Genomic DNA, 17,676 nt, shown 5'->3' with positions numbered 1-17,676 from the left:
GCGTTGATATTGCGTAATACGGGTTTAAGCTGCTTTTTCTTTTGCTATCCAGTTATCTACCATGCGTTCCAGAATGGCCAGAGGCACGGCACCGCTGCCAAGTACCACATCATGGAAATCACGAATATCAAACTTTTCGCCCAGCTCGGCTTCGGCTTTGGCACGTAATTCAAGAATTTTCAGCATGCCAATCTTGTATGAAGTAGCCTGACCCGGCCAGACAAAATAACGCTGCACTTCGGTTTTAATGGCACCATCAGAAACCGGTGAGTTGTCACGGAAGAACTGATTGGCTTCTTCCTCAGTCCAGCCTTTGGCGTGGATCCCCGTATCTACTACCAGACGAATAGCGCGCCACATTTCTGAAACCAGGCGGCCAAAATCTGACATGGGGTTCTGATAGCCGCCCATCTCCTTGGCCACGCTTTCGGCATATAGCGCCCAGCCTTCTACATAACTGTTAAAAAAGGACGTGGTTCTGAATTTAGGGACTCCCTGTAACTCCTGGGCAATGGAAATTTGCATGTGGTGGCCGGGGTTACCCTCGTGATAGGCGATGGCTTCCATCTCGTTTTTCGGCATGGTGGTCATGTCGATAAGGTGAGCATAGTAAACACCCGGAGTACTGCCATCGGGAGAACCGGCAAAATAATGCTGCGGTGCACCAGCCTGTTCGCGATAAGGTTCAACCCGTTTTACTACCAGATCAGCCTTGGGCAGAATGCCGAAGAAGTCGGGTAGTTTGGCCGCGATATTATCTAAAAACCGGGTGGCATCATCAAGATACGCCTGGCGGCCCTCATCGGTGTTGGGGTAGTAAAAACGCTCGTCGGTATTATCCGATTTTATATAAGCAAAGAATTCTTTTAAGGTGCCGTCAAAGCCTTCTGCCTGCTTAATTTTTTCCATTTCGCCCAGGATCCGCTCCACTTCGTTTAAGCCGATTTGGTGAATCTCATCGGCAGTCAGATCGGTAGTGGTTCTCAGCGCCAGAGCCGCATTATAATAGGCTTCGCCCTGTGGCAATGACCAGGCCCCTTTGGCGTCGCGGGAAATATTCGGCAGGTCATTTTCAAACCAGCTGATCAGTTTGCCGTAAGCTGGCATCACATCTTCTACCAGGGCTGCTTCAGCATCGGTGATATAGGCCGCTGCTTGTTCTGCGGTGATATCACCAGCGCTTTGTAGTGCGGCAATCTTGGCTTTTACATCCGCCAGTAATGAGGAGTCCTTGTCACTGTTCGGGTTAAAAGGTTTGCCGGATATAATGGCTTTACTTTGTTTAATCACGCCTTCGTAAGCAAAGTACGGTGCTTTTACGCCTTCATCGGCGTTAATGGCAACCTGATTAGTCAGCTGTTCTACTGCTTTACCAACACCTTTTAAGCGTGAAATATAGGCATCGACATCAGATGCCTCGGCTACCTTGTGATAATTAATCAGCAGCGTGGGTAGCATGGATTGCATGCCGTTCATTTGGGTTAGTACGTAGTTACGACGGCGGAACTCAGCCTGCTTTTTCGCTTGTTCGAACTGGAACATCCAGATGTCGTAGGAAATTTTTGTTTCTTCGTCGAGCTTGCTGTAGTCAAAGTTGGCTTTGAGTTCGTCAACGGTGCCCGCCATCCAGGCCAGTCGTTTATCCTGGGCCTGTTCAGACATATCATCAATCTGGTCGTATAAATCCTTGCGCCCCAGACGCGTCATCATTAATGGTGAGAACTGCAATTGTTCTTCGTATTTTTCTTCAAACCACGCGTTCAGACGTTCTGATTCGCTGACTTGTGCTGTTTCTGCAACTGATGCTGGCTGGGTTGTGCTGTTGGTTTGTGGCGCTTCGGAGCAGGCGGACAGCGCAAGGGCGACCGCACTTAAAATAAAAAGTCGTTTCATGGTGAAAGTCCCTGGGTTGGTCTTTTATAGTTATATTAACGCCATAGTAGACCGTGAACCCGGGGCTATTTCAACTCTATTCCTGTAAAGAGTGTTTCAATTTGTGAGTAAATTTTGCAATGCGAGCGAGACCCTCATGCAACTGCTCTTCTGCTGTTGCATAGGACAGGCGAACATACTGGTCACCGCCAGTTGGGCCAAAGTCGTTACCAGGGGTGAGTGCCACATGCGCTTCCTCCAGCAGGCGCTCACAAAACGCCATAGCGCTCATGCCCAGACCGCTGACATCAATGTAAACGTAAAAGGCACCATCCGGCGGCACAGGTACAGGCAATCCGGCTTTTGCCAGGCCATCCAGTACAATTTGCCGACGGGTTAACAGGGAAGCTCTTCGTGTTTCACACAGCGCCAGGGTTTCTGGTTTAAAGCAGGCCAGGGCAGCCAGCTGTGCTGGTGTTGACGGGCAGATATACAGATTTTGGGCAAGTCGCTCGATTACTTCCACCATATCCTCGGGAACAATCATCCAGCCCAAGCGCCAGCCGGTCATGCCAAAATACTTAGAAAAACTGTTAATGATGATGGCATCGTCATCAAATGCTAAAGCGGTTTGCGGCTCGCCATGCTCGTCGTCGCTGAGGTTCAGATAGATTTCGTCGATGATCCGCCAGGCCCCTTTGGCTTTGGCAAATTCGCACATGCTTGCGAGGTCTGCACTGGCTACGGCCGTTCCGGTAGGGTTTGATGGCGTAGCTATCATCAGCGCTTTGGTAGTGCTGTTCCAGTACTGTTCTACCAGAGCAGGCGATAACTGAAAGCGATCGTGTTCGGTGGTCGGAACCAGGTTAACCTGCCCGCCAAAAGTGGTGACAAACTGACGGTTGCATGGGTAAGAGGGATCGCCCACCATCACCTCGTCGCCAGGATTGACCAGGGCGGCACAAACCAGTAACAGCGCGGCAGATGCGCCAGCAGTAACCACTACCCGTTGCGGCGCAATGGTTACGCCGTGCTTAAGAGCGTAAAAGTCTGCGATTGCCACACGTAACCGGCTGTCGCCCAGGGCACTGGTATAAGGCAATTGATTTAGTTCTACCGCTTGTTGCATGGCCTGCTGCACGGCTGGCGGTGCGCCGAAGTCCGGTTCGCCGATATTTAACCGGACAACAGAATGCCCTTTAGCTTCCAGGGCGGTGGCTTTCTCGCCAAAACTCATGGCATAAAAGGGCGCGATGGCATTGGCCCGATCAGAATACTGCATAACTCTCTCTTTGGGTTAGTTTAACCAGCCTGATTTCACACCACGCTGACTGATTAACACTAAGACAATGGAAATGGTGGTTACAATGATGGGCATAACCACAATGCCCCACCCCATCAGTTTGATGGCATCGATGATGACAAAATTATAATACTGCTGCACCACTACCCCCGCCAGTGAAACCACCAATACTGGAAAGGCCAGTTTTTTACCCAGTGCGAGTAACAAACTGCCAATCAGACCGCCAAATACGGCAAGCGCATAAGCGCTATACGACCAAGCCGGGATATCCCGGTAAACGGCCTGTTGGGCTTCTGGTAACTGGGCAATCATTTCCGGTGTCATCATCACCTGGCTAAAAAAGGCGGCCACACCAATGCCATTCCATAACACCATTAACCAACTGAAAATTTTCATTCCGGTGGACATTTTTACTGGGTGGGTCATCAGTTTTCCTCTGGCGTGTCTTTCTTTGTGATAAGCACTATACGGCAAATTGGGCTGAGAGATAAACCATTCTGCGCGGTTATACTTTTGTCTATAGTGGTGCAAATGGTCAAAATTAAATCCCTACAGAAGTGCAAGCCAGCGCGTTGATGTGTTGTTTCCCGCAGGGATTAACCAGTTGTTAATTTGGTATACGGTATTAAATATGCATTTTATCGATACTAAGGGGTGGTTTATCCCAAAATACGGTGAATATGGCTACTCTGGTACGTGGTTTGATATGCACATTGCCAAGTAACAATAAATAAAGTCATTAAAGCCTGTCTATCTTTGCAGCCTTAATGATACACAGGATTTTCTGCAATGATAAAAACGCTTAAACATTCGCTTTGCGCGCTGACCGTGGCAGTTTGCTGCAGTCCGGCTGGCGCTGCAACCGATGCTGATGCGCTGCACGAGTCGCTGGTGGTAATGGATACTCACCTGGATACACCGGCGCTGCTGGTGCAACCAGGCTTTGACATCATGCATGCACATACCTATGACGATGATTTTTCGCAGGTTGATGTGCCCCGCATGGATAGCGGTGGTCTGGATGGTGGTTTCTGGGTTATCTACAGTCCGCAGGGGCCGGTAACCGATGCCGGGTTTAAATCGTCCCGTGACACTGCGTTAGTGCGCGCTATGGCGATCCATAAAATGGTGGCAGCTAATCCGGATACCTTTGCGCTGGCAACCCAGCCCGAAGATGCTAAAACCATTGCCGGACAAGGCAAAAAAATTGTTTATATCAGCATGGAAAACGCCTATCCACTAGGTGAAGACCTGAGTCTGCTGGAGAGCTTTTACAAAATGGGCCTGCGCATGGTTGGGCCGGTGCATTTTAAAAATAACCAGTTTGGTGACAGCTCCACAGACCCTGATGGGCAGCAGTGGGGCGGACTGTCGCCACTGGGTAAAGAGCTGGTTAAAAAAGCCAATGAGCTGGGCATTATTCTGGATGGTTCCCATGCCCATGATGACGTTCTTCGCGACATGATTGAACTGTCAAAAACGCCGGTAATTTTATCTCACTCTGGCACCAAAGCTATCTATGATCATCCCCGTAATGTTGACGATAGTCTGCTTAAAAAGCTGGTAGAGAGTGGTGGTGTAATCCATGTGAATGCCTACAGCTCGTATCTTAAAGAACTTCCCAGTGATCCTGAAAGGGGTAAGGCCTACAGCGCCTTATTTAAGCAGATGGGTAATATGGCTGAAATGAGCGCCCATGAAATTGCCGCGCTTAAAGCCAAGCGCAAGCAGATTGATATGGAGCATCCGGCGGTCAGAGCTACCTTTGAAGATTACATGGAACATTTTCTGCACATTCTGGAAGTGGCCGGGCCGCAGCATACCGGCGTGGGCGCCGACTGGGATGGTGGCGGTGGTGTCGAAACCATGATGGACGTGGCGGCACTGCCTAAGATCACCGAACGTTTACTGGCCGAGGGCTACACCGAACAGGACCTCGCCGATATATGGGGGAATAACGCGTTGCGATTATTAAAGCAAGCGCAGGATTTCGCGGCTTCCCTCAAGAAATAGTTTTTGCTTGTTCTCCGTAAAAACAGCAAGCCGGGCACACTTAGGTGTGCCCTTTTTATTGCCTGGTTTTTCTGCCTTCTGTCGGTCTGACAGCTCTCTGGACGAATAGCCTTATTTTGTGGCGTTTGAGTTTCCTTCCTGTTTTCGAATTTTCATACCTTATACATCACAGAGAGCAAGCCTGAATCTTAGGTTCGCACTTTGCCTGTTTATATTTGTTAATTTGTTTAAGGAAACGTCTTATGAAAATTTCACGTCTGGTAAAAATGGCTGGCCTGGCCGGTTCTATTCTGTTCAGCAGCCTGACATTCGCCTCGTCAGTTAATATCGCCGAAAACGATGTAGCTATCCATGGTTATGATCCTGTGGCTTATTTTACTCAGCACAAAGCGGTGGAAGGTACAGCTAAATTTACTGCCACCCATGACGGTGCTATCTACCGCTTTGCCAGCGCCAAAAACCGCGACATGTTTAAAGCCGATGCCGACAAATATGCCCCGCAGTTTGGTGGCTACTGTGCCATGGGTGTTGCCTTGAATAAGAAGCTCGACGTAGACCCTGCTGCGTTTTACATCGAAGACGACAAGCTCTATCTGAACCTTAATAAAGCCGTACAGAAGAAGTGGCTGGAAGATGTACCAGCTAACCTGAAAACCGCTTACCGGGTATGGGATGGCATTGAGGCCCTGTCTGTCGCAGACACCAACGCAGAGGAGTAAGCCTTATGACGGCGGAATTTCAGTCTATCAGCGCAAATGGCCATCCTTATCCGGAGCCTGTTGTGATGCTGTGGTTTAGTGCTGAGTGGTGCGGCCCCTGCAAACAAATTGCACCGGTTATCAACATGATTGAGCAGGGTTATGCCGGCGCTTTACGCGTAGTCAAAGTGGATGCTGAAGAAGACTTCGAACTGGCACACCGGCTTGGCGTACGCGCAGTACCCACGCTCATTCTGCTGGATCACGAAAAGCGTCTCGACACTAAAGTTGGCTCGGGTTCTTACGCCGAGTTAACCCAGTGGATTGACTCACACATTAACTTAGTCGCTTAACGAGGTAATAAACATGACTAACAAACGTACTATTGCTGCTGCGGCGCTGGCCATGGCACTGACATCTGTTATCGCTGCGCCAGCGCAGGCGGCAGGTAAGGAAAAATGTTACGGCATCGCGGCCGCAGGTCAGAACGACTGCGGTAACCTGGCTGGCACCCACAGTTGTGCGGGGCAGTCCACTATGGATAAGGATCCCGGCGAATGGAAGCTGGTCGCTAAAGGGAGTTGCGAAAGTTTAGGCGGCATGCTCAAAGCAGAGGCCAAAAAACGTTATGACGCTGAACAGCGCCAAAATCGCTAACCCGGCTTAAAGGAGGATTTACGATGGCCGTATTAAAACCTGGTGGTCAGGCTCTAACCAGCTCTGCTCCGGTGGGAGTTGGTTTACGTCACGAGCATTACTCTGCGGCGTTAATGCAGCCGTCGTCCTCTATTGATTTTGTTGAAATTCATGCCGAGAATTTCTTCGCTGACGGCGGCGCGATATGTCGCCTGTCAGACCAGATTCGGGATTCCTACCCTGTCAGTATTCATGGCACGGCTATGGGGTTGGGATCCGCTCAGGGAATTAACCCTGATTACCTTAAGGCATTTGCTAACCTGGTAAAGCGCATCGATCCGGTGTTGATATCGGATCACGCCTGTTTTACCTGGGGAAAACTGGGCAACTCACCGGTACATGCCGGGGATTTGTTGCCGCTAAAGTTTGACCGCGCAACGTTAGACGTACTTTGCGACAACATCGACAGGGTACAGCAACTGTTGGGCAGGCAGTTACTGATAGAGAATATTGTGACCTATATCCCTGTAGCGCAGAGTCAGTTTACCGAGACAGAATTTTTATCCCGGGTGGTCGAGCAGACCCAGTGCGGACTGCTGGTGGACCTGAATAATATTTTGGTGAATTACCACAATTTTTCCCGGGAAAATCCACTGGTGCAGGCCCGTCAGTGGTTAAGTGAACTACCGGCGCAGGCTGTAAAAGAACTGCATCTGGCCGGCAGCTCTCCGGCAGCACCGGGCAAGCTGGTGGTGGATGATCATGGTCAGCCAGTATCAGATGATTGCTGGGCGCTTTTTCATAACGCCCACGAACGTTTTCCTGAAGCAGCAACGCTGATTGAGTGGGACAATAATTTACCCCAATGGCCGCAACTGCTGGCTGAAGCAGAGCAAGCCCGTAGGCACATGGACATGATGGTACTGGAGATTGCTAAATGATTTCCTACCCATCGAATCAACCAATAAACCCGGTGCAACGCTATCAGGCAGATCTGCTACAAGCGATACACTCTGACCCCGGGCAAGCTGGTCTGGCGGTATACCAGTATAATTTGTACAGCACCGCACAACGAAGTCTGAGCCTGAGTTTTCCGGTAGTTACCAAAATGCTTGGCGAAGACGCCTTATATATTCTTAGTCGCCGGCTGTTACGAGAAGAATTGCCGGTAAGTGGCGACTGGGCTGACTGGGGCTATGGCCTGGTGAGTTTGTTACGTACTAGCGAGTTACACGCGACCCATCCGTATTTAACCGAAATGGCGGGTTTTGAGTGGGCCTTTCACTCAGCTTCGAGACAACGCCATCTGAAGCTGGAAGTCGATTCATTAGCGCGTTTGCAAACCCAGGACCCCGATGCAATTTATCTGCAATTACAACCGTCGTTGCAACTGATCAGCAGTCAGTATCCGCTGCACGGGTTATGGCAGCTTCACCGTGATTACGACGAGAGTAATGTTCCCGCAAAAGCACAGTTGGAAAAAGTTATGAATAGTGAAGAAAGTGGTTGTTATGTTATTGCGCAGGGCGCGGAAAATACCTCGGTAACTGTTACCAATTCGTTGGAATATCAATGGCTTGATGGAGTTCGTCAGGGGCTGAGTGTAGGCGCTTTGCTGGATGCTTATCCGGCGCTTGATTTTGCTGCGTGGCTGTCCGCGGCGCTGCAAAAAGGATGGATAGTACGCTTGAACTAGCTTATTAATTGGCTTGCCAATCGGCTCGCCAAATGGCTCACCTGTCGGGGACATTCACTGTCTCCAGTGTTTGGCGGTGTAGTGATACACCGCCTTTTTTTACTCTGAAAATCCACAGACCACGAAAGGCGCTGATTGGGTAACTTTACGATACGACAGGGCAACTTATCCAGCGCTTACCAGCCTAGAATTTCCGCCATCAAATAACCCATATTTTAAGGTGTGAAAATGAATTGGTATAAGCATGTTTTACCTATGGCGGCACGCTTACTAAAAAAGCTGACAGGCGTTGTTGTTGTGATTGCCGCGACCACGTCTTACGCTCAGGCTGCCAGCGTAGCGGTAGATTATATTCGTGGGGAAGGCGACGTTGAGGGCATAAAAGTCGCGTATCAGTATTATCAGCAAGTCTTAACCGATTACTCCCCGGATCTGCACTTTTACGTGGAAACCAGTGTGAATTTCTGGGAGTACGGTGCCGAGCGACAACACGATACTAACTTTATTATTGCGCTGTCACCGGTATTACGTAAAACCTTCTCTCCAAGCGCTACAGGCCGTTTTTTTGGTGAGTTTGGGATCGGTTTATCGCTGCTGGATGACACCAGGTTTGCCGGAAAAAATGTAAGTACCCACTATCAGTTTGAGGATCGCCTTGGGCTTGGTTATGAATTCGGTCGAACCTATCAGTATCGCCTCGCACTGCGTTACTTTCACTACTCAAATGGCGGGGTGAAAAAGCCTAATCCCGGACTTGATTTTATCAGTTTGTCTTTCGCTATGCGGTTATAGCAAACCCATACGGGCATGCCGGGTCCGGCACAAAAAGAGGAAGAAAGGTCAGGGTAGCACGGTCTTTATTTACTCATTTTCCATTAATCAGAACATTCGAGTTGTTATGCGCTATATAAATTTGATCAGTATTGTATTTGTCCTGTTGTTGAGCGGAGTGAGTAGTATCGCCAGCGCACAAGAGCAGCAGAGAACGTCGCCTCAGGCCCCCGAGTTTGAGTTTGTCAGCCTTCGGGGGGAAACCTTTACGTTCCCTGCCAGTCAGAATGCGAAACCCACGTTACTTTATTTTTGGGCGACCTGGTGCCCGTACTGTAAAAAGGTAACGCCAAAAGTGGTTAATCTGCATAAGCAATACGGTGATGTTATAGACGTGCTGGCAGTAAACGTGGGGATTAACGATTCGGTGGCCAACGCCAATCGTTATATAAACGACTACGCCATGACTTTTCCGGTGGCATATGATCACGACAATCATATAAGCCAGGCTTACGGCGTGCTGGGTACGCCGGTGTTTGTTATTGTTTCACAATCCGGACAGCTACTTTATCGCGGACATCGTTATCCTGAAGGGATAGAGCAGGTATTGTCACAATGATAAAACGTATGGCCAAACACCTTAATTTCAGTGACCTGATCAGTGCATTTAAAACGGCGCTGGTGGTGGGTACCATCTTGTTTTTAATTAATCAGTATGAAGTGTTACTGAATCACGACAACATTAACTTTACCAAAGCGATATTAAGCTATTGCGTGCCTTTTTCGGTATTTTTATATGGCCGCCTGAGTGCGCCGCCTGAACGCTGAGTGAAACTGTTGTTTCATTATGTTTAATGTATACTGATCGGTGTACTCATTGAGGTGACATCATGGCGCAAGGGCGTAAAAGTAAGCGTGAACATCTGGTTGAAACCGCGCAGCAGCTGTTTTACCGCGAAGGCATTAAAGGTACCGGGATTGATACCGTGCTGGAACATGCCGGCGTGGCCAAGCGTACCCTGTATAACCACTTTAAATCCAAGGACGAGCTGGTTATTGCAACCTTGCAGCACCGCGATCAGGAATTTATGGCGATGCTGAAAGCCGGGGTGAAAAAGTATGAGTCAAAGCAAACCGGCGAGCCAATATTTGCCAGAGTACTGGCCTACTTTGACGCTATTGCGGAATGGACCACCTCCAGACAGTTCTCCGGCTGCATGTTTATTAATGCATCGGCCGAGTATCCGCGTCAGGACCATCCGGTGCATGTTATTTGTGCCATGCATAAGCGGTTGGTGATTCAGTATATCGAAGAGCTTATGGCCGGTATTCCACTGGCCGATCCCCACGAACTGGCTGTGCAGTTTGCCGTGCTGACCGATGGTGCCATTGTGAATGCCCACACTACCAGCAATAAAAATGCAGCCCAGGTGGCTAAACAAATTGCCTTATCGCTACTGACAATGCACGCTGCCGGGGCACCGGCAGATCATAAACAGTGATTGCAAGCACCGATACCAGCCCGCGCTACGTGTACTGTGTGGCAGGGCAGCTAAGACCGTTCGATGCAACAGCCAGAGACTGACTAGCTGCGCAGATAGCTACGCTTAAAGAGGAGCTCAAGGCGCAGCAGTAATGGACAACTCAGGCAAAAAGCCATCGATATCGGAGTGTTGCTGTAACTGATTCTGAATATCCCGGGGCAGGTGCTTGCCAATGATATCAGGTGCTCTGTCACGGTCGACGCCATCGTTATGCGCTGCCAGGCGCTGGTAAAAGTCGTCGAATTCAGCCTGTTCATTGCGTTTGCGGGTTTGCAGCGAGAGTGAGGCCTGGCGGGTTGCTGAATAGCGGGTGCTAAAACGGGCGACCTTCTGGTAGGTAAAGTGCTCTGCAACCCAGTCGTCACTGCGTTTGATAAACATATCCATCAGTGCAAACAGCATGATATTGACCGAAGGGGAGTCCAGTAACAAGGTCATCGTGCGCATCGCTGACTCAGGTAATTCCGAGTACCTCGAAGGGGAAAGCGACAGGTCCAGCAGCCACTGCGCGTTGCTACGTTGCTCGATACTGAGCACAGAGATATTGCCGTGATCAAAGCGCAATTGCCTGCATATTCTCACAGCCTGCTGACGAAAATGGTGGATTGAAGGGCTCCCTTCGTTGTCGCGCAAAAAGGACGACTGCGCAACAAACAATGGTAAATCCTGGTGGGTGCTGAAAGGAGAGCTCCACTGACCATTTAAAGCCACTTTAAAACGTTCCCTTACTTCGTGTTCCCGGGCTTTTTTCAGTGCCAGAAAAATGGTTTGAATAAGCTCCGACGTTGGGAATTTGGGCTCTATACGCCAACGCCTGCCATACACAATTTTACGCTTACTCTCTGGCGTACGAGCTTTGTAGGTGTCGAAACCGACAATGCCTATTTGTATATAGAGTCCGCCACTATCTTCACCGGCCATAATCAGGTAGTCATCACTCAAGTGACACTGCCGCACGATATCTTCAATGGTATCGCGCTGATAAGCATAACTGAGGTAATGTTGTGGAATGCAGTGGTCGCCGCTGTCGAGTGTGACAGACGGCGCTCCCTGAATGACTTGCTCAGCGCCGGTGACTGGCTTGTGCATGCTGGTATTGGTCACGTTCTGCTACTCAGGCTGACGTAGGCTGCGCGTTAAGCAGTGGACTTTTTCTGCGCATAATAAAATGGTCAGCCGAAAGTGTACCAGCGCCCCACACGGTGACATGCAGTAAAATGAGCCCCCAGATAACGTGGCCATAGAGTGCTGCCGGGGCAATCTCTTCCAGGCTGATCACCGCCACTGCATTAACAACCCCTAAGCCTAAAGCGCTAAAGCGGGCGGCCAGCCCGACACTGAGCAATACAGGCAGAATTAATTCTGCGACAGTGGCAAGGCAGGCTGCCAGGGCAAAAGGCAGAAAGGGCACGTGATATTCGTATTCGAATAAGAATAAAGTGGTTTCCCAGTCATTGGTTTTAGTCAGGCCTGAGGCAAAAAAGGCCCAGGCCACATACAGCCGGCCAACCAGTGAAAGCCCGGCTTGCAATGGCGTAAACAATCTTGCGGAGAGCGTGCTTAAACGCACAAACAGTAGCGATAATGGTTTCACGAGAAGGTTCCTTAAATTATTACGGTTAATCGATGCTGGCCTGTTGCCAGTGCTGTTAATGTAAGGGAAGCCGACTGACAAAAAGCGACCAATCGTCTGCGCTTTGTACCTAATCGTGTTTACTGCTCGTGGCGAAATGTAATGCCTTTAGGGGATTACATGCTTATCCTGCCACACGCACCAAATTAAGTTTTTCACTGGCCGCTGGCGCTTCAAAATACCGGGTCACATGATGAAATACGGCTTCGGTGTCAAACATAGCTCTTGCTGGTTGTTCAACCCGACGTTTGGCGATTTGGGATAAACATTGCTCATCGGTGAGATCTAAATACCAGAGCTCATGTTCACTGCTTACTTCGAGGCAAAGTGATATAAACCAGGCTCGTTGTTTTACGGTATTGGCCGGGAAATCCATAACAACATTAATCCCAATACTCAGCAAATCCTGAACATGTCTTTTGACGAAAGGTTTAATGAGGTTTGAGTGCTTAATGTAATCATCAAACGTTTTAATTTGAGTAGGGTAATGAGCAGACAGCCAATTATCTTCTGAAATTAAGACGGCGTTATTTTCAGCAGCTACAGCCCTTGATTTTGTGGATTTTCCTGCTCCCATCTTGCCACAGAAGAAGAACAGTTTTCCCGGGTTTTCCATGCGTCCTCCATTTATGCATAACATCACCTTATGGGCGAAGATATCAGGGCTCTGGTAACGAGCGAAGTAAGGAAAGGCCACGTTTCTGTTCCTGTGTGTGCCGCACGCCTTTACAGCGGTTTATTATTTCCGGTTGAGGGCTCTTTTAGCCACTCTCTGGGTGACATACCCAATTTTTTGCGAAACAACCGGGCCAGCGCTGAACCATGCTCATAGCCCACCAGGTTAGCAACCAGATTAACCGGCTTATTAGCCTGTAACATTTCCTGTGCCAGCGCAATGCGGACGTCGGTCAGGTAATCGTTGGGTGTCAGGCCGACTATCTCTTTGAAGGATGCTGCGAAGCGGGAGCGGGACATAGCGGCGATTTCCGCCAGGCTGTCGACTGTCCAGTTCACCTCAGGCTGGTTATGCATTTTACTGATAACTTTGGCCATCATCGGGTGACTCAGCGCCGCCAATACGCCACCCTTGGCTAAATCGTTTTCCAGAATGTAGCGTAATACCTGCAGTAAGAATATCTCACTCAGTTTATCTATCATCACACTGCGGGTAACAGAGCGACTAAACGCCTCATCAAACAACCACTGCGCCGTCTGACCTATGTATATCTCGCTATCCAGCGGCAGAACAATCAGCGGCGGAAACGCCTCCAGCAACAGTTTTTGATGGGCGGATTCCATACTGATGGTTGCGCAGACCATTTCGGCGCCTTCTGACTGCGGTGCCAGAATGCGATGTTCTGCTGGCCCGGGAATAAATATTACCGACGGTTTATCAATGACCTGCTTGCTGCCATCTTTCATGACAATCGTTAACGTGCCGGATTTCAGCAGGTGCAAATGCCCTTTATCGTCGCTGGCAAAAGACTGGATGCCACAAAGTTTGCCACTGAAAAAGACTTCGGCTTTTAATGAAATTCGCTTAATAATATCGGTGATGTTGTCCATCGAATCCTCGTTTATTCCGGGAAATTACCCTGCCAGCCCGGCGGCCGGCGCTCCGGTTGCCGTCGAATACCCCTTACGACTTTGCTGGAGCCACTGGCGTGGTGACACTCCCAGTTTCTTCTTAAATATGCGCACCAGTGCAGAGCCATGTTCGTAGCCCACTTCACCGGCGACATAATTTACCGGTTTGTTGCGCTTAAGCAGCTTTTGGGCGACGGCAAGACGCTGGTCAGTGATGTAATCGTTTGGGGTTTGTCCCACCAGGGATTTAAAACTCTCAGCAAACTTAGACCGGGACATAGCAGCAATACTTGCAAGTTCATTTAAAGACCAGTGTTGTCCCGGATCAGCGTGGATAGCTTCGATGACCTTACGCAATTGCGGATGATTAATCGCAGCAAGAGCCCCCTGGTGCAGACTGCCCTTCTCGGTGGCGTGGCGAAGTACCTGCAACATAAATATTTCGCCCAGTTTATTGATCATGATGTCTTTGCCGAGACGCTGTTCAAACACCTCATTAAATAACCATTGCACAGTGCAGGATAACGAACACTGGGGAGTCACTTGCAGATAGACGATATCCGGCAAGGCTTTGACTAACAGCGAGGAACTGGCAATGCTAAAAGATACACTGGCACTGATCACTTTAGCGGGTTGGTCACCAATGGATTCCAGAAGGTGCTGTTGACCTTTAGGTAGTAACACCACTGAGGGGCGGTCCATTAGCAGATCCCGGTGCCCCTGGCGATTCAGTCTGACCTTGCCGGATTGCAGCAAATGTAACTGGCCCTGATCGCCGAAGTGTTTTACGCCCGTTAACAGACCACTGTGATTTATGACGGTGGCAAATGTATGTTGATTTAAAATTCCGCTTAAATTGTCCATGTGATATCTCTCTTTATCGGTTAACCGTTCTGATGAGATAACCTCAGCGCACTGCATTAACTAACAACAGTGACGCGACAGCCGTTACCTTAAAAAGTAAACAGTTCGGTATACAAATGGCCTGATTATGTAAAAACTGTCGCTTCAATTTTGCGATTGCAGCACCGGGCCTGGCATACAGATTAATTAAAAAAAATGGGGCGATGACACCCCATTAAAGGGGCTACAGGCCCAGTTGGGATAAACCCGGGTGGTCATCGGGACGGCGCCCCAATGGCCAGTGAAATAAACGCTCCTGCGGCGAGATTGGCAGATCGTTCAATGAGGCGTGGCGATTAACCATCAGGCCCTGGTTGTCGAACTCCCAGTTTTCATTGCCGTAAGAGCGGAACCAATTAGACGAATCATCGCGCCATTCGTAGGCATAACGCACGGCAATCCGGTTGTCAGTGAACGCCCACAACTCTTTGATCAAGCGATACTCAAGCTCTTTATCCCATTTTCGGGAAAGAAATTTTGCGGCTTGATCCCGGCCGTGAATAAACTCTGCCCGGTTACGCCAGCGGGTATCAATGCTATAGGCCAGGGCGACTTTTTCCGGATTGCGACTGTTCCAGCCATCTTCTGCCAGACGCACCTTTTCAGTAGCAGATGCCAGCGTAAAAGGCGGTAATGGCGGGCGTTGCTGTTCGGGGTTTTGCATGGTTAACTCCTTGTGTCGAATAAGATTTTAAACCGGATGAACCAGGGGGAAATCAACCTGAGTCCGGCCGGTATTACAGGCATGTCTGAGCAGCTTTGTCAGACAGTTAGTTACCATGTTCGTCGGGCTATTCGCTGCTGCTCCCGGTGTTAATGGGTTAAGCCAGGGACACAGCAATGCCCTTGAGCTTTCGTTACTATCTATGGCGACAGGCCGTGCATATGCTGGCATAAGACTTTCTCCATGGCGTCGTAAGGTTGTTTATACAAGTCATTCATTTTTGCATCTTGAACGACCGTTCAAGTGTTGTTTATAAAATACACAGAACCAGTCCGGTGTTGCAAGGGGAAAATACGTAAAAATTTGTGTATTTAAGTAAAGTGTATGTTTTTATTAAAAATATACTTATCTGTCTACTTTTGTTTTTCTTGAAAGACCGGGACAGGAATTCTGAAATCCGGATTGTCGAGAATGTCTTCGGTAAAAAAAGTTGGAAATGAGGACGATCGGGCAGGTCTTTTGGACGCATGGTTGCGTTTACTCAGGCGTAAAACGAGATACTCAGAGGAATTAAACAAGGAGATGAAATGCAAACACTGATTACGGTTTTGTGCGGCGGATTGTGTGCGTTAATGGCTGGTATTTACTTTGCTTTTTCGGTAATTGTGATGCCTTCCTTGAGCCGGTTACCGGCGCAACAAGGGGCAACTACCATGCGCCAAATCAATCGGGACATTTTAAGCTCGGCATTTATGTTGCTGTTCTGGGGCTCCAGTGTGCTGACCCTGGCAGCACTTTTTACCAGCCCTTCTGCCATGACCTGGCTGGCTGGTGGCCTGTACCTTGGTGGTATGCTGATAGTTACAGCCGTGGGAAATGTACCGCTAAACCGCCGGCTTGAGGAGGAGGGGAACACGAATGGTGAGGCGGTCTGGCAACATTATCTTGTTCGCTGGACATTCTGGAATCATGTCCGCACTGCCAGCGCGGCTGTCAGTGCGGGCTTATTCCTGGTTGCGGTGTAACGGCAAACAGGTTGTTACTCTACAGCTTCCCACCACTCTGTAGAGGGGGCTGGTGTCTCGCCGAGGCGCAGTGGCTGGCCTATCAGGGGCGTATAAAGCTGATACGGTGCGTTGTCGCTTAAAACTTCTATATCTTCAAACGGCTCCTTCCAGGGATGACGAGCCAGTGCAAAGCGACCAATGTGAATGGGCAGGAATACTTTTGCGCCCACATCAGTGGCGGCTTGTTTAGACTCTTCTGGCGTCATGTGGATGTAGGGCCAGCGAGGATCATACTGGCCAGTGTCCAGGGCAACTAAGTCAAAATCACCAAAGCGATCGCGGATTGCCTTAAAGTGGGGGCCATAGCCGGAGTCGCCGCCCAGGTAAAGCTGATAGTCAGGCGTAGTAAGCACATAGCCACCCCAAAGGGTTTGGTTTTTGTTCAGACCCCGTCCGGAGTAGTGTCGGGCCGGAACCAGATGAATGCGTAAATTGCTCTCCAGCTCTATACTGTCAAACCAGTTGGCTTCCTCAATTTGCGTGTCGGTGTAGTCCCAGCGGGCAAAATGCGAGCCTACCCCTAACGGCACAAACACCTTCTTCACTTTGTCTTTCAGGGCTACCGCGGTGTTATAGTCAAGGTGGTCATAATGGTCATGGGATATCAGCAGGACATCAATATCCGGAAGATCAGACACCTTAAATACCGAAGTGCCTTTAAATGCTTTTACCATAAAGGAAAAGGGTGACGCATAATCACTGAATACAGGATCCACCAGGATACGCTGGCCGTTAAGTTGCAGGTAAAAGCTGGAATGGCCCAGCCAGACCAAAATATTGTCTTTGGGATCCAGCGCTTTAAAATCGACCTTATTTACCGGAATAGCGCTATTGGGCGCTAAATCTTTAACCGAAGTGGTAATGTTGCCCCAGATGACAGACCAGGTGCTAACACCTTCTTTTAAAACCGGGGTAGCGGTCTGATTGTGAAAGGCATTGTCTGTGTAGTTATCCGACCGGGCATAGGTTTGCTTTTTGTCGTCATCCGGTTCACCGCCAAATCGGGGCAGGTTCATAACAACACAGCCGCCCAGCAACAGGGTGGCGCCAACTACCATTATTCCTGCTAATACCCCTGACATTTTACCTCGCATTTTTCTCACGGTAACTTTCCAAAATAATGCTTAACGCATAGCATTATCACTGTCAGGTGAATGATTATAAAGTCATAAATCCCTCGTTCTGTTGCCTATTCCTCTGACCTCCCGTTGGTGGCCCGGTATTTTGAAAACAGAGTGAACCTTAACTTCGCTTTACAGGTAAAGGTATTAACGCAGTATTGAGGAGGG

The 17,676-nt window shown here is 49.3% G+C and carries 21 protein-coding genes; 11 read left to right on the top strand and 10 right to left on the bottom strand.

From position 1 onward, the window contains the following. Positions 1-24: 24 nt before the first annotated feature. The 3 genes from BFC17_RS21880 to BFC17_RS21870 form a co-directional block, all read right to left on the bottom strand. Positions 25-1,893, bottom strand: coding sequence for a DUF885 domain-containing protein (locus BFC17_RS21880; protein WP_070178656.1), 1,869 nt, complete (start codon positions 1,891-1,893; stop codon positions 25-27). Positions 1,894-1,969: 76 nt separating this feature from the next. Beyond that, positions 1,970-3,154, bottom strand: coding sequence for a pyridoxal phosphate-dependent aminotransferase (locus BFC17_RS21875; protein ID WP_070178655.1), 1,185 nt, complete (start codon positions 3,152-3,154; stop codon positions 1,970-1,972). A 15-nt stretch (positions 3,155-3,169) separates the two neighbouring features. After that, positions 3,170-3,601: a hypothetical protein gene (locus tag BFC17_RS21870; protein ID WP_083271895.1), complete on the bottom strand. Its 432-nt coding sequence runs from the start codon at positions 3,599-3,601 to the stop codon at positions 3,170-3,172. Positions 3,602-3,964: 363 nt separating this feature from the next. Between BFC17_RS21870 and BFC17_RS21865 the strand changes: the two genes are divergently transcribed. The 10 genes from BFC17_RS21865 to BFC17_RS21820 all read left to right on the top strand — a co-directional run bounded on the left by BFC17_RS21865 (position 3,965) and on the right by BFC17_RS21820 (position 10,491). After that, positions 3,965-5,188, top strand: coding sequence for a dipeptidase (locus BFC17_RS21865; protein ID WP_070178654.1), 1,224 nt, complete (start codon positions 3,965-3,967; stop codon positions 5,186-5,188). Between the two features lie 242 nt (positions 5,189-5,430). Continuing rightward, the gene (locus BFC17_RS21860; RefSeq protein WP_070178653.1) at positions 5,431-5,907 is read left to right on the top strand and encodes a YHS domain-containing (seleno)protein; all 477 of its coding nucleotides are present in this window, start codon (positions 5,431-5,433) and stop codon (positions 5,905-5,907) included. Positions 5,908-5,912: 5 nt separating this feature from the next. Beyond that, a complete protein-coding gene (locus BFC17_RS21855) occupies positions 5,913-6,239 on the top strand; it encodes a thioredoxin family protein (RefSeq protein ID WP_070178652.1) in 327 nt (108 codons plus the stop codon). A gap of 13 nt (positions 6,240-6,252) precedes the next feature. Next, positions 6,253-6,543, top strand: a complete 291-nt coding sequence (locus BFC17_RS21850) for a BufA1 family periplasmic bufferin-type metallophore (RefSeq protein WP_070178651.1) — start codon at positions 6,253-6,255, stop codon at positions 6,541-6,543. Positions 6,544-6,566: 23 nt separating this feature from the next. Then, positions 6,567-7,463, top strand: coding sequence for an MbnB/TglH/ChrH family RiPP precursor modification enzyme (locus tag BFC17_RS21845; RefSeq protein ID WP_070178650.1), 897 nt, complete (start codon positions 6,567-6,569; stop codon positions 7,461-7,463). Further along, entirely contained in the window at positions 7,460-8,218 is a 759-nt protein-coding gene (locus BFC17_RS21840; RefSeq protein ID WP_070178649.1) for an HvfC/BufC family peptide modification chaperone, read from the top strand. Before BFC17_RS21845 ends, BFC17_RS21840 begins: the two co-directional genes overlap by 4 nt. Positions 8,219-8,446: 228 nt before the next feature. Continuing rightward, a complete protein-coding gene (locus tag BFC17_RS21835; RefSeq protein ID WP_229681099.1) occupies positions 8,447-9,010 on the top strand; it encodes an acyloxyacyl hydrolase in 564 nt (187 codons plus the stop codon). Positions 9,011-9,116: 106 nt separating this feature from the next. Next, complete coding sequence (locus BFC17_RS21830; RefSeq protein ID WP_070178648.1) at positions 9,117-9,608, top strand: TlpA family protein disulfide reductase; 492 nt, start codon at positions 9,117-9,119, stop codon at positions 9,606-9,608. Continuing rightward, a complete protein-coding gene (nrtS, locus tag BFC17_RS21825; protein WP_175439617.1) occupies positions 9,605-9,817 on the top strand; it encodes a nitrate/nitrite transporter NrtS in 213 nt (70 codons plus the stop codon). The genes BFC17_RS21830 and nrtS overlap by 4 nt, the downstream gene beginning before the upstream one ends. A 62-nt stretch (positions 9,818-9,879) precedes the next feature. After that, entirely contained in the window at positions 9,880-10,491 is a 612-nt protein-coding gene (locus tag BFC17_RS21820; protein WP_070178647.1) for a TetR/AcrR family transcriptional regulator, read from the top strand. Positions 10,492-10,608: 117 nt separating this feature from the next. Here BFC17_RS21820 and BFC17_RS21815 read toward each other — a convergent pair whose 3' ends face one another. The 6 genes from BFC17_RS21815 to BFC17_RS21790 form a co-directional block, all read right to left on the bottom strand. Further along, on the bottom strand, positions 10,609-11,637 hold the full coding sequence (locus tag BFC17_RS21815; RefSeq protein WP_070178646.1) for a hypothetical protein: 1,029 nt from the start codon (positions 11,635-11,637) through the stop codon (positions 10,609-10,611). A 10-nt stretch (positions 11,638-11,647) separates the two neighbouring features. Further along, positions 11,648-12,127: a DoxX family protein gene (locus BFC17_RS21810; protein ID WP_070178645.1), complete on the bottom strand. Its 480-nt coding sequence runs from the start codon at positions 12,125-12,127 to the stop codon at positions 11,648-11,650. A gap of 163 nt (positions 12,128-12,290) precedes the next feature. Further along, a complete protein-coding gene (locus BFC17_RS21805; RefSeq protein WP_070178644.1) occupies positions 12,291-12,782 on the bottom strand; it encodes a P-loop nucleotide/nucleoside kinase family protein in 492 nt (163 codons plus the stop codon). Between the two features lie 110 nt (positions 12,783-12,892). Next, entirely contained in the window at positions 12,893-13,732 is an 840-nt protein-coding gene (locus BFC17_RS21800; RefSeq protein ID WP_070178643.1) for an AraC family transcriptional regulator, read from the bottom strand. Positions 13,733-13,756: 24 nt separating this feature from the next. Beyond that, a complete protein-coding gene (locus BFC17_RS21795) occupies positions 13,757-14,617 on the bottom strand; it encodes a helix-turn-helix domain-containing protein (protein ID WP_070178710.1) in 861 nt (286 codons plus the stop codon). Positions 14,618-14,840: 223 nt separating this feature from the next. Further along, positions 14,841-15,320, bottom strand: coding sequence for a nuclear transport factor 2 family protein (locus tag BFC17_RS21790; RefSeq protein ID WP_070178642.1), 480 nt, complete (start codon positions 15,318-15,320; stop codon positions 14,841-14,843). Between the two features lie 587 nt (positions 15,321-15,907). Here BFC17_RS21790 and BFC17_RS21785 point away from each other — a divergent pair. Further along, positions 15,908-16,345, top strand: a complete 438-nt coding sequence (locus BFC17_RS21785; protein WP_070178641.1) for an anthrone oxygenase family protein — start codon at positions 15,908-15,910, stop codon at positions 16,343-16,345. Between the two features lie 14 nt (positions 16,346-16,359). Here BFC17_RS21785 and BFC17_RS21780 read toward each other — a convergent pair whose 3' ends face one another. After that, on the bottom strand, positions 16,360-17,481 hold the full coding sequence (locus BFC17_RS21780) for an MBL fold metallo-hydrolase (protein ID WP_070178640.1): 1,122 nt from the start codon (positions 17,479-17,481) through the stop codon (positions 16,360-16,362). Positions 17,482-17,676: the final 195 nt, after the last annotated feature.

The organism is Marisediminitalea lipolytica, assembly GCF_001758465.1.
In the GTDB taxonomy this organism is placed as follows: Bacteria; Pseudomonadota; Gammaproteobacteria; order Enterobacterales; family Alteromonadaceae; genus Alteromonas; species Alteromonas lipolytica.
This window is presented reverse-complemented; position numbering and strand designations above follow the sequence as displayed.

What these genes read in the sequence shown, in the direction of transcription:
- BFC17_RS21880 (WP_070178656.1), bottom strand. Translation starts at nt 1,893, where the DNA reads ATGAAACGACTTTTTATTTTAAGTGCGGTCGCCCTTGCGCTGTCCGCC.
- BFC17_RS21875 (WP_070178655.1), bottom strand. Translation starts at nt 3,154, where the DNA reads ATGCAGTATTCTGATCGGGCCAATGCCATCGCGCCCTTTTATGCCATG.
- BFC17_RS21870 (WP_083271895.1), bottom strand. Translation starts at nt 3,601, where the DNA reads ATGACCCACCCAGTAAAAATGTCCACCGGAATGAAAATTTTCAGTTGG.
- BFC17_RS21865 (WP_070178654.1), top strand. Translation starts at nt 3,965, where the DNA reads ATGATAAAAACGCTTAAACATTCGCTTTGCGCGCTGACCGTGGCAGTT.
- BFC17_RS21860 (WP_070178653.1), top strand. Translation starts at nt 5,431, where the DNA reads ATGAAAATTTCACGTCTGGTAAAAATGGCTGGCCTGGCCGGTTCTATT.
- BFC17_RS21855 (WP_070178652.1), top strand. Translation starts at nt 5,913, where the DNA reads ATGACGGCGGAATTTCAGTCTATCAGCGCAAATGGCCATCCTTATCCG.
- BFC17_RS21850 (WP_070178651.1), top strand. Translation starts at nt 6,253, where the DNA reads ATGACTAACAAACGTACTATTGCTGCTGCGGCGCTGGCCATGGCACTG.
- BFC17_RS21845 (WP_070178650.1), top strand. Translation starts at nt 6,567, where the DNA reads ATGGCCGTATTAAAACCTGGTGGTCAGGCTCTAACCAGCTCTGCTCCG.
- BFC17_RS21840 (WP_070178649.1), top strand. Translation starts at nt 7,460, where the DNA reads ATGATTTCCTACCCATCGAATCAACCAATAAACCCGGTGCAACGCTAT.
- BFC17_RS21835 (WP_229681099.1), top strand. Translation starts at nt 8,447, where the DNA reads ATGAATTGGTATAAGCATGTTTTACCTATGGCGGCACGCTTACTAAAA.
- BFC17_RS21830 (WP_070178648.1), top strand. Translation starts at nt 9,117, where the DNA reads ATGCGCTATATAAATTTGATCAGTATTGTATTTGTCCTGTTGTTGAGC.
- nrtS (WP_175439617.1), top strand. Translation starts at nt 9,605, where the DNA reads ATGATAAAACGTATGGCCAAACACCTTAATTTCAGTGACCTGATCAGT.
- BFC17_RS21820 (WP_070178647.1), top strand. Translation starts at nt 9,880, where the DNA reads ATGGCGCAAGGGCGTAAAAGTAAGCGTGAACATCTGGTTGAAACCGCG.
- BFC17_RS21805 (WP_070178644.1), bottom strand. Translation starts at nt 12,782, where the DNA reads ATGGAAAACCCGGGAAAACTGTTCTTCTTCTGTGGCAAGATGGGAGCA.
- BFC17_RS21800 (WP_070178643.1), bottom strand. Translation starts at nt 13,732, where the DNA reads ATGGACAACATCACCGATATTATTAAGCGAATTTCATTAAAAGCCGAA.
- BFC17_RS21795 (WP_070178710.1), bottom strand. Translation starts at nt 14,617, where the DNA reads ATGGACAATTTAAGCGGAATTTTAAATCAACATACATTTGCCACCGTC.
- BFC17_RS21790 (WP_070178642.1), bottom strand. Translation starts at nt 15,320, where the DNA reads ATGCAAAACCCCGAACAGCAACGCCCGCCATTACCGCCTTTTACGCTG.
- BFC17_RS21785 (WP_070178641.1), top strand. Translation starts at nt 15,908, where the DNA reads ATGCAAACACTGATTACGGTTTTGTGCGGCGGATTGTGTGCGTTAATG.
- BFC17_RS21780 (WP_070178640.1), bottom strand. Translation starts at nt 17,481, where the DNA reads ATGCGAGGTAAAATGTCAGGGGTATTAGCAGGAATAATGGTAGTTGGC.